Origin of the sequence: Pseudomonas sp. KCJK9111 (assembly GCF_046231935.1) — a bacterium.
GTDB classification, from domain to species: domain Bacteria; phylum Pseudomonadota; class Gammaproteobacteria; order Pseudomonadales; family Pseudomonadaceae; genus Aquipseudomonas; species Aquipseudomonas parafulva_B.
In genome coordinates, this window is the sequence record NZ_JBJJMO010000014.1 from 58,781 (window position 1) to 68,513 (window position 9,733).

Here is a 9,733-nt window from a genome sequence, read left to right on the forward strand (position 1 = left end):
GCATTTCTCAATGGGGCTCGGCAGGTGCCGGCAGGGTGAATCCGGAAACCGAGCGACGCATCTCGCTGGCCATGCGCGCCAGGTGACGAATACTGTCGGCGGTGGCGCCGGAACCTGCGGACGTCTGGGCGGTGATCTGCTGGATGACGGCCATGGTGTGTGAGATCTGCCCCGCCGAGGAGGTTTGCAGCTGGGCCGCGTCGGAAATGCTGTGGATAAGGTCGGCAAGGTTCTGCGAAACGCCTTCGATCTCGGCCAGCGCCACGCCGGCGTCCTGGGCCAGCCTGGCGCCTCGCACGACTTCGGCCGTGGTCTGTTCCATGGAGATGACCGCTTCGTTGGTGTCGGCCTGAATGGTCCGCACAAGGGCTTCGATCTGCCGTGTAGCGGAGGACGAGCGCTCGGCCAGGCGCTGGACCTCGTCCGCGACCACGGCGAACCCGCGCCCTGCCTCACCCGCCAGGGAGGCCTGGATAGCGGCGTTCAAGGCCAGGATGTTGGTCTGGTCGGCGATGTCGTCGATCAGGCTGACGATATCGCCGATTTCCTGAGACGATTCGCCCAGGCGCTTGATGCGCTTGGCGGTGTCCTGGATCTGCTCGCGAATGTTGTTCATGCCGTCGATGGTGTTGTGTACCACCTCATTGCCCTTGTTGGCGATGGCCACGGACCGCTCGGCGACCTTGGCCGATTCGTAGGCATGGGCCGAAACGCGGTCGATCGACTCGACCATGTCCCCGACTGCCTCGGAAGCTTCGCTGATCTGTTCGGCCTGCTGCTCGGACGCCTTGGCCAACTGGCGGGCCGTGTTCTGCGTGTCCTGCACCGCCGAGGCGACCTGCACCGCGCTGTGGTTGATGGTGGCGACCAGGTCGCGCAATTGGTCGACGGAGTAGTTGATGGAGTCGGCGATGGCACCGGTGAAGTCTTCGGTCACCGAGACGGTCACTGTCAGGTCGCCATCTGCCAATTCCTCAATTTCATCAAGCAGGCGCATGATCGCCTGCTGGTTGCGTTCGTTCTTTTCGGCGGTTTCACGCAACTGACGGTTGGTGGTGCGCACCATGACCAGGCCGATGAGGATGATCGAGGCCAGTGCCAACAAGCCCAGGGCATACCCCCCAACGGTATCGAGCGTGCGCCCGCTGGCCAGGTTCTCGAAGCCGTTGGCCAGGTGCGAGGCTTCCTCGAGCAAGGTCTGCGACAGGCTGAAAATGCTGCCGGCCGCCTCCCGCACCCGGAACAGCTCCGGCGAGGTCTCGAGAATTTCATCGACCGAGCCGGCCACGAACTGGAACAGCTCGGCGATTTCCGCCAGCCGCGTCCTGGCATCGGCGTCTTCGACACGGGTCACGCCAATGGCAGCATCGCCCTTGAGCATGCCCTCGAGCACCTGGCCGAAGCGGCCAGCATCGCGGCCGAAGGCATCGGCGGCCTGCGCCGCCGCCGCATCGCCGGCCAGTACGGTGTTGACCGACCCCAGGATACGTTCGGCCAGCAGCAGCTGGCGCTGTGCCACGGCAACCTGGCTGGCCGGGGCGCCACTTTGCAGCAGGATTTCGACCACCTTTTCGTATTCGACCTGCAACTGCGGGACGGTTTCGGCCAGGGTGGCCGCCACCTGGTGCAAGGACAGCACGGTCTGTTCGCTGGCCAGGATGGTGTCGGTGCTCTTGCGCAGGCTCTCCCAGTCATCGCGCACCGCTTCCATCTCTCCGCGCACCGAGGCTGGCGCCGCAGGCAGGCCGGTGGCCTTGTCGCCTTCGCGCAGGTAGCCCCAGCGACGCTCGAAGTCGTTGCGTGCATCGGACAACAGCCTGAAGGCTACGCCCTTGCCGGCAGCCGCTTCAGTGGCGTTCTTGGCGATGCGCTGGGACAACACGCGCAGCTCGCCAGCATGGCCGATGTACTGCTTGTCGTAGTTGGACTGGGTGTTGAGGTAGGCGAAATTGGCGAACAGCAGAATGATCGAGAGGATCAGGATCAGGAACAGCACAGTGATCTGCGCAATGCTGCGGGTGCGGGGGCTCACGGTAGTGGCGGTGACGGGGGGAGCAGGCTGGTTCACGTTTGCAAGGTCCTATAACGCCACATCGAGAAAGCCCGGTGCCTGGGCCAGGGCAAAGGGGCTGAAAATCGCCCAGTAGTCGTGGTCGCGTTCAAAGCGCCCCTGAACGAAGGGCCCGGCAGCATCGGTCACCGGCAGCGCAGGTTGCAGGCTGTCGATTGCAAAGTGCTGCAGGCCTACCACTTCGTCCACCAGCAGGCCAACGAAAAGCGCCTCGTGATCAAGCACCAGGACGCGCCGTTGCTTGCCGGGCACAGCACTGCCCAGGCCGAGGAAACGGCCCAGGTCCATCACGGGCAGCAACCGGCCACGCAGATTGGCCACCCCGCATACCCAGGGTTGCACCCCAGGTACTCGACTACTGCGGGGCTCACGCAGCACTTCGGCCACCTCGCCCATGGGGGCGACGAACCATTGCCCGGTTACACGAAAACCGATGCCGCTCCACTGCTGCAACCTGTCACCCGAAGCCGGTTGGTCGGCTACCAGCAGGCGGCAGCGCCGATCGATATCCAGCAACAGTTCGAAGGCGGTCAGCGACGCTCCCTGCGGGCGTGTGGTCAAGCCCCCAGCACCTCTTGGAGCTTGTGCACCAGCGCGTCTTCTTCCACAGGTTTGGTCAGGAAGTCACGTGCGCCCTGGCGCGTCGCCCAGATGCGGTCGGTTTCCTGATCCTTGGTGGTCACCACGATGACCGGAATGCCCTTGGTCTCCGGGTCCTTGCTGAGCTGGCGAGTGGCCTGGAAGCCGTTCATGCCTGGCATCACGATATCCATGAGCACTGCATCGGGCTTCTCCTGCCGGGCAAGGGCCACGCCATCGGCGCCGTTGTTGGCCTTGAGTACCTCGTGCCCGTGGTTTTCCAGCCATTGGGTCAATCGATACATCTCTGTCGGCGAGTCGTCGACAATCAGAACGCGGGCCATACGGGTTCCCCATCAGGATTCGAAAGACCGTGCCATGGCAGGGCGCGGTCAGGGTGCTGTTTGTTGAGCGGTGGCAAACCCAGGTACATGGGCCTGTATCGCCTCGATCAGTTCTTCCTTGGTAAACGGTTTGGTCAGAAACTGATCAGAACCGACCACACGCCCACGGGCCTTGTCGAACAGACCGTCGCGCGACGACAACAGAACCACCGGGACGTCCTTGAAGGTGCTGTTCTGCTTGATCACCGCGCACGTCTGGTAGCCGTCCAGACGCGGCATCAAGACATCGACGAAGATCACGGCCGGGTTGTGATCGACGATCTTGGCCAGGGCATCGAAGCCATCGCTGGCAGTGATGACCTCGCAGCCCACCTCACCGAGCAGCATCTGCGCCGTGCGGCGAATGGTGCGTGAATCGTCGATCACCATCACTTTCAGGGGTTGTTCCATAAACGCCTACCCGGGGAATTGAGCTGCATGTTGCAAGCGCCACGCTACAGGAAAGCCCAATGGGCCCGTGGCCGCTTTTCGCTTGAGGCGTGTAGCCGAAGGCTTGAAGCTGCATTTTTAGCACAGTCCGGGTAGCCATTCCATCTGCCGCGCCCCTTGACCGGCGGCGTTGGCGGCGCCACCCTGAGCCACTTTTCTTTCGATCCATCGCGGCCACGCCGCCAAGAGGAACCACCCCATGAGCGTTCGCCTCGGCATTGTCATGGACCCTATCGCGTCCATCTCCTACAAGAAGGACAGTTCGCTGGCCATGCTGCTGGCTGCCCAGGCACGCGGCTGGAGCCTGTTCTACATGGAGCAGCGCGACCTGTATCAAGGTCAAGGCAAGGCACGTGCGCGCATGCGCCCGTTGACGGTGCACGCAGACCCGGCCCGCTGGTACGAGCTGGGCGAGGAGCAGGACGGCGCCCTGGCCGAGCTGGACGTGATCCTGATGCGCAAGGACCCACCCTTCGACCTGGAATTCGTCTACAGCACCTACCTGCTCGAACAAGCCGAAAGCGAAGGCGTGCTGGTGGTCAACCGCCCCCAGAGCCTGCGTGACTGCAACGAAAAGCTGTTCGCCACGCTGTTCCCGCAATGTACGCCACCCACCCTGGTCAGCCGTCGCCCGGACATCATCCGCGCGTTTGCCGCCGAGCATGGCGATGTGATCCTCAAGCCCCTGGATGGCATGGGCGGCACGTCGATCTTCCGTCACCGGGCGGGCGACCCGAACCTGTCGGTGATCCTCGAAACCCTCACCCTGCTGGGTACTCAGCAGATCATGGCCCAGGCCTACCTGCCGGCGATCAAGGACGGCGACAAGCGTATCCTGATGATCGACGGCGAGCCGATCGACTACTGCCTGGCCCGTATTCCGGCCAGCGGCGAAACCCGTGGCAACCTGGCAGCCGGCGGTCGTGGCGAGGCACGCCCCCTGAGCGAGCGCGACCGCTGGATCGCGGCGCAGGTAGGCCCGACATTGCGCGAGAAGGGCCTGCTGTTCGTCGGTCTGGACGTGATTGGCGACTACCTCACCGAAATCAACGTGACCAGCCCCACCTGCATCCGCGAAATCGACGCCGCCTACGGCACCGACATCGGCGGCCAGCTGATGGATGCCATTGATCGCCAGCTCAAGGCGCGTTGACCACGGACATTCGGTAACGCACTGGCGTGGGGTATCATGCTCACCCGCAAGCGACAGGCTGCAAGACCGGTACGCCCGCCCCGTGCCTCTGCTGCCTGTTGCGTGCCGTTTGTAGCTCGACGATGCCCCTGGATACCTGATGACGCTGCCCGCTGACATCCCCGCCGACCTGTTGCCGCCCCGCGTTCGCCCGGTGGACAGGCTGGGCTTCACGCTGTTTCTGGCGGCGCTGGTGCACCTGGCGTTGATCCTCGGGGTGGGCTTTACCGTGGTCAAACCGGCGCAGATCAGCCGCACCATGGACATCACCCTGGCCACGTTCAAAAGTGAAAAGCCGCCGGAAAAGGCCGACTTCCAGGCGCAAGACAACCAGCAAGGCAGCGGCACCCTGGACAAGAAGGCCGTGCCCAAGACCACCGAGCTTGCGCCTTTCCAGGACACCAAGATCAACAAGATCACCCCGCCGCCTGCCGCCAGGCCCGAGGTACCGCCGCCCCCGCAGAAGTCGGCGGTCGCGACCAAGGCTCCGAAGGCGCAGAAGGTCGAGCCCAAGCCACGGGAAAGCAAGCCCCAGCCCAAGCCGAGCACGCCCGTGCGCGAGTTCGACAGCTCGCAGCTGTCCAGCCAGATCGCCAGCCTTGAGGCAGAGCTTGCCAATGAGCAGCAGCAATATGCCAAGCGCCCGCGTATCCATCGCCTGAATGCGGCCTCGACCATGCGCGACAAGGGCGCCTGGTACAAAGAGGAATGGCGCAAGAAAGTCGAACGCGTGGGCAACCTGAACTACCCGGACGAGGCACGCCGGCAGCAGATCTACGGCAACCTGCGCATGATGGTCTCGATCAACCGCGACGGGTCACTCTACGAAGTGCTGGTGCTTGAATCGTCCGGCCAGCCCGTGCTGGACCAGGCGGCCCAGCGCATCGTGCGCCTGGCCGCACCGTTCGCGCCGTTCACCGGTGACCTGGCCGAGTACGACCGGCTGGAAATCATCCGTACCTGGCGCTTCGCCAGGGGTGATCGGTTGTCCAGCAACTGAGCCGGCACGCTTGCAGCGGTGGCCGGGTGGCGCCACACTATCCCCCATGAAGAACCTCACGCCGAGCTACCTCAAGCACCAGTTCCTGATCGCCATGCCGCACATGGCCGACCCGAACTTCGCCCAGACCCTCACGTACATCGTCGAGCACAATGCTCATGGCGCGATGGGGCTTGTGGTGAACAAGCCGCAGGAACTGAACCTGGCCGACATCCTCGAGCAACTGCGCCCGGACGAAACCCCGCCGGCCAGCACGCTGCAGGTGCCTATCTACCAAGGCGGCCCGGTGCAGACCGACCGCGGCTTCGTGCTGCATACCAGCGAGTGCAGCTACCAGGCCACGGTGGAACTGCAGGGCCTCTCGCTTTCCACGTCCCAGGACGTGCTGTTCGCCATCGCCGAGGGCGTGGGCCCGGAAAAGAGCCTGATCACCTTGGGTTATGCCGGCTGGGAAGCGGGCCAGCTCGAGGCCGAGCTGGCCGATAACGCCTGGCTCAACTGTGCGTTCGACCCGGATATCCTGTTTGCCATGACCAGCGAGCTGCGCCTGGAAGCGGCGGCTGCGAGCCTTGGCATCAACCTGCATCTGCTGACCAGCCAGGCGGGCCACGCCTGATGGCCGACGCGCTTGCCGCACCCCGACTGTTGCTGGGTTTCGACTATGGCACCAAGCAGATCGGCGTGGCCGTCGGCCAGGCGGTCACCGGCCAGGCCCGTGAACTCTGTACGTTGCGCGCCCAGAATGGCGTGCCGGACTGGGCCCAGGTCGAGCGCCTGATCGCTGAATGGAAGCCTGACGCCATCGTCGTCGGCCTGCCGCTGAACATGGACGGCACCCCCAGCGAAATGAGCGCCCGGGCCGAAAAATTCGCCCGCCGCCTCAATGGGCGCTTCAACCTGCCGGTGCATACCCATGACGAACGCCTGACCACGTTCGAGGCCAAGGGCGAGCGCATGGCCCGTGGCGGCCAGCGCGGCACGTACCGGGACAACCCGGTCGACGCCATCGCCGCCGCCCTGCTGCTGCAAGGCTGGCTGGAGGCCAATACCTGATCATCTTCGCGACCGGATGCATCCGGCGCACCCTTCCGAGGAACCTGCAATGAGCCTACCTGATCCTGCCGCGCTGATCCGGCAGATGGCTGTCGACCTTCGCGCCCATCTGGCCCGCCGTGCCATCGCCGAGCCACGCTACATCGGCATTCGCACCGGAGGCGTGTGGGTGGCCCAGGCGTTGCAACAGGCCATGGACGACACCAGTGCCATGGGTACGCTTGACGTGTCGTTCTATCGAGACGACTTCAGCCAGAATGGCCTGCACCCGCAGGTGCGCCCCTCGGAGCTGCCATTTGAGATCGAAGGCCAGCACCTGGTGCTGGTGGACGACGTGCTGATGAGCGGTCGCACCATTCGCGCCGCCCTCAACGAACTGTTCGACTACGGCCGTCCGGCCAGCGTCACCCTGGTCTGCCTGCTGGACCTGGATGCAGGCGAGTTGCCCATCCGCCCGAATGTGCTCGGCGCCACCTTGTCACTGGCGGCCCATGAACGGGTAAAATTGACCGGACCCGCACCGCTCGCCCTCGAGCGCCAGGACCTCGCCCCCGCTACCGCCCTTTAAGAGTCCCCCGCGATGACGCCAATCGACGCCAAGCGCCCGCTGCAGCTCAATGATCAGGGCCAGCTGCGCCATTTCCTTTCGCTTGACGGTTTGCCCCGCGAACTGCTGACCGAAATCCTCGACACTGCCGATTCCTTCCTGGAAGTCGGCGCCCGCGCCGTGAAGAAAGTGCCGCTGCTGCGTGGCAAGACGGTGTGCAACGTCTTCTTCGAGAACTCCACCCGCACCCGGACCACGTTCGAGCTGGCCGCCCAGCGCCTGTCCGCCGACGTGATCAGCCTGAATGTGTCGACCTCCTCGACCAGCAAAGGCGAGACGCTGTTCGATACCCTGCGCAACCTTGAAGCCATGGCCGCCGATATGTTCGTGGTGCGCCACTCGGATTCGGGCGCGGCGCACTTCATTGCCGAGCACGTGTGCCCGGAGGTGGCCGTGATCAACGGCGGTGACGGCCGTCATGCGCACCCGACCCAGGGCATGCTCGACATGCTCACCATTCGCCGGCACAAGGGCGGCTTCGAGAACCTCTCGGTTGCCATCGTCGGCGATATCCTTCATTCGCGCGTGGCACGTTCGGACATGCTCGCGCTCAAGGCGCTGGGCTGCCCGGACATTCGCGTGATCGGCCCGAAAACCCTGATCCCGATCGGCATCGAGCAGTATGGCGTGAAGGTGTACACCGACCTGGCCGAAGGCCTCAAGGACGTCGATGTGGTGATCATGCTGCGCCTGCAGCGTGAGCGCATGGCCGGTGGCCTGCTGCCCAGCGAAGGCGAGTTCTACCGCCTGTTCGGCCTGACCACTGCCCGCCTGGCAGGGGCCAAGCCGGACGCCATCGTCATGCACCCCGGTCCGATCAACCGTGGAGTGGAAATCGAATCTGCCGTGGCCGATGGCAAGCATTCGGTGATCCTGAACCAGGTCACCTACGGGATCGCCGTGCGCATGGCCGTGCTGTCCATGGCCATGAGCGGGCAAAACGTACAACGTCAACTCGACCAGGAGATCGCCCAGTGAGCATCAGCATTCTTGGCGCCCGGGTCATCGACCCTCAAAGCGGCCTTGACCAGGTCACCGACCTGCACCTGGAGGGCGGCCGCATTGCCGCCATGGGCGCCGCGCCCGTTGGCTTTACCGCCAACCGCACTCTTCAGGCCGATGGGCTGGTTGTCGCCCCTGGCCTGGTGGACCTGGGCGTGTCGCTGCGCGAGCCCGGCTATAGCCGCAAAGGCACCATCGCCAGCGAGACCCGCGCGGCCGTGGCCGGTGGCGTGACCAGCCTGTGCTGCCCGCCGCAGACCCGCCCGGCCCTGGACACCTCGGCGGTGGCCGAGCTGATCCTGGACCGCGCCCGCGAGGCGGGCAACAGCAAGGTTTACCCGATTGGCGCGCTGACCAAGGGCCTGGAGGGGGAACAGTTGGCCGAGCTGGTAGGCCTGCGTGACACCGGCTGCGTCGCGTTCGGCAATGGCCTGAAGGAAATCCCCAACAACCGCACCTTGGCCCGTGCGCTGGAATACGCCGCCACGTTCGACCTGACGGTGGTGTTCCACTCCCAGGACCGCGACCTGGCCCAAGGCGGCCTTGCCCATGAAGGGGCCATGGCCAGCTTCCTGGGTTTGCCCGGCATTCCCGAAACTGCTGAAACCGTGGCGTTGGCGCGCAACCTGCTGCTAGTGGAGCAGACCGGCGTCCGCGCCCACTTCACCCAGATCACCAGCGCCCGCGGCGCGCGGCTGATCGCCCAGGCGCAAAGCCTTGGTTTGCCGGTCACTGCCGATGTCGCGTTGTACCAGTTGATCCTGACCGACGAATCGCTGCGTGAATTTTCCAGCCTGTACCACGTGCAACCGCCACTGCGTAGCGCTGCCGATCGCGATGGCCTGCGCGAGGCGGTAAAAACCGGCGTGATCCAGGCGATCTCCAGCCATCACCAGCCTCATGAACGCGATGCCAAGCTGGCTCCCTTCGGCGCCACAGAGCCGGGCATCAGCAGCGTGGACGTGTTGCTGCCATTGGCCATGACGCTGGTGCAGGATGGCTTGCTCGACCTGCCGACCTTGCTGGCGCGCCTGACCTGTGGTCCCGCTGGTGCCATGCGGCTGCCGGCTGGCCAGCTGAAGGTTGGCGCTGCGGCTGACTTGGTGGTGTTCGATCCCCAGGCCTCGACCGTGGCCGGTGAGCAGTGGTACTCCCGTGGCGACAACTGCCCGTTCATCGGGCACTGCCTGCCGGGTGCCGTGCGCTATACGTTGGTCGATGGGCGTATCTGTCACGAGGCTTGAGCCTGGTGGGCCGGTCAAAGAGCTGCGCGGCGGTTTAGGGTTTCAGCTTCGCAGCTTGTATTGTTGGGGCCGCACAGCGGCCCCGAGGATACGGGCTGCAAGCCAAAATCTTGGGCTGCAGGGCACCCCATTAAAGTGTTCCCCCGGTACCT

Annotated in this window: 11 protein-coding genes; 7 read left to right on the top strand and 4 right to left on the bottom strand. The window is 64.7% G+C overall.

Annotated elements, in window-relative coordinates:
• Window positions 1-7 precede the first annotated feature (7 nt).
• Genes ACK59L_RS08020 through ACK59L_RS08035 form a run of 4 tightly spaced genes read right to left on the bottom strand, consistent with a single transcriptional unit; the run spans window position 8 to window position 3,444 of the window.
• On the bottom strand, window positions 8-2,032 hold the full coding sequence (locus ACK59L_RS08020; protein WP_409272881.1) for a methyl-accepting chemotaxis protein: 2,025 nt from the start codon (window positions 2,030-2,032) through the stop codon (window positions 8-10).
• Window positions 2,033-2,080: 48 nt separating this feature from the next.
• Entirely contained in the window at window positions 2,081-2,632 is a 552-nt protein-coding gene (locus tag ACK59L_RS08025) for a chemotaxis protein CheW (protein WP_409272874.1), read from the bottom strand.
• A complete protein-coding gene (gene pilH / locus ACK59L_RS08030) occupies window positions 2,629-2,994 on the bottom strand; it encodes a twitching motility response regulator PilH (protein ID WP_058638872.1) in 366 nt (121 codons plus the stop codon). The genes ACK59L_RS08025 and pilH overlap by 4 nt, the downstream gene beginning before the upstream one ends.
• Window positions 2,995-3,042: 48 nt before the next feature.
• Complete coding sequence (locus tag ACK59L_RS08035) at window positions 3,043-3,444, bottom strand: PleD family two-component system response regulator (RefSeq protein WP_196135541.1); 402 nt, start codon at window positions 3,442-3,444, stop codon at window positions 3,043-3,045.
• 238 nt (window positions 3,445-3,682) lie between these two features.
• Here ACK59L_RS08035 and gshB point away from each other — a divergent pair, with 238 nt between their 5' ends.
• From gshB to ACK59L_RS08070, 7 genes are all read left to right on the top strand, one after another.
• Window positions 3,683-4,636, top strand: coding sequence for a glutathione synthase (gene gshB, locus ACK59L_RS08040; protein ID WP_409272876.1), 954 nt, complete (start codon window positions 3,683-3,685; stop codon window positions 4,634-4,636).
• Between the two features lie 139 nt (window positions 4,637-4,775).
• Window positions 4,776-5,675 carry an energy transducer TonB gene (locus tag ACK59L_RS08045; protein WP_027914038.1) on the top strand — a complete coding sequence of 300 codons (900 nt, stop codon included), beginning with the start codon at window positions 4,776-4,778 and terminating at the stop codon, window positions 5,673-5,675.
• Between the two features lie 46 nt (window positions 5,676-5,721).
• Window positions 5,722-6,291 (top strand): YqgE/AlgH family protein, encoded by a 570-nt coding sequence (locus ACK59L_RS08050; protein ID WP_023532990.1) that lies wholly within the window; start codon window positions 5,722-5,724, stop codon window positions 6,289-6,291.
• Window positions 6,291-6,728, top strand: a complete 438-nt coding sequence (ruvX, locus tag ACK59L_RS08055; protein WP_058604062.1) for a Holliday junction resolvase RuvX — start codon at window positions 6,291-6,293, stop codon at window positions 6,726-6,728. Before ACK59L_RS08050 ends, ruvX begins: the two co-directional genes overlap by 1 nt.
• Before the next feature lie 49 nt (window positions 6,729-6,777).
• Complete coding sequence (gene pyrR, locus ACK59L_RS08060) at window positions 6,778-7,296, top strand: bifunctional pyr operon transcriptional regulator/uracil phosphoribosyltransferase PyrR (protein ID WP_144964735.1); 519 nt, start codon at window positions 6,778-6,780, stop codon at window positions 7,294-7,296.
• Between the two features lie 12 nt (window positions 7,297-7,308).
• On the top strand, window positions 7,309-8,313 hold the full coding sequence (locus ACK59L_RS08065; RefSeq protein ID WP_058604064.1) for an aspartate carbamoyltransferase catalytic subunit: 1,005 nt from the start codon (window positions 7,309-7,311) through the stop codon (window positions 8,311-8,313).
• Window positions 8,310-9,581: a dihydroorotase gene (locus tag ACK59L_RS08070; RefSeq protein WP_409272879.1), complete on the top strand. Its 1,272-nt coding sequence runs from the start codon at window positions 8,310-8,312 to the stop codon at window positions 9,579-9,581. Before ACK59L_RS08065 ends, ACK59L_RS08070 begins: the two co-directional genes overlap by 4 nt.
• The last annotated feature ends 152 nt before the right edge of the window (window positions 9,582-9,733 follow it).

Excerpts from the sequence above, each read along its gene's own strand:
- pilH (WP_058638872.1), bottom strand. The coding sequence starts at position 2,994 with ATGGCCCGCGTTCTGATTGTCGACGACTCGCCGACAGAGATGTATCGA.
- ACK59L_RS08035 (WP_196135541.1), bottom strand. The coding sequence starts at position 3,444 with ATGGAACAACCCCTGAAAGTGATGGTGATCGACGATTCACGCACCATT.
- gshB (WP_409272876.1), top strand. The coding sequence starts at position 3,683 with ATGAGCGTTCGCCTCGGCATTGTCATGGACCCTATCGCGTCCATCTCC.
- ACK59L_RS08045 (WP_027914038.1), top strand. The coding sequence starts at position 4,776 with ATGACGCTGCCCGCTGACATCCCCGCCGACCTGTTGCCGCCCCGCGTT.
- ACK59L_RS08050 (WP_023532990.1), top strand. The coding sequence starts at position 5,722 with ATGAAGAACCTCACGCCGAGCTACCTCAAGCACCAGTTCCTGATCGCC.
- ruvX (WP_058604062.1), top strand. The coding sequence starts at position 6,291 with ATGGCCGACGCGCTTGCCGCACCCCGACTGTTGCTGGGTTTCGACTAT.
- pyrR (WP_144964735.1), top strand. The coding sequence starts at position 6,778 with ATGAGCCTACCTGATCCTGCCGCGCTGATCCGGCAGATGGCTGTCGAC.
- ACK59L_RS08065 (WP_058604064.1), top strand. The coding sequence starts at position 7,309 with ATGACGCCAATCGACGCCAAGCGCCCGCTGCAGCTCAATGATCAGGGC.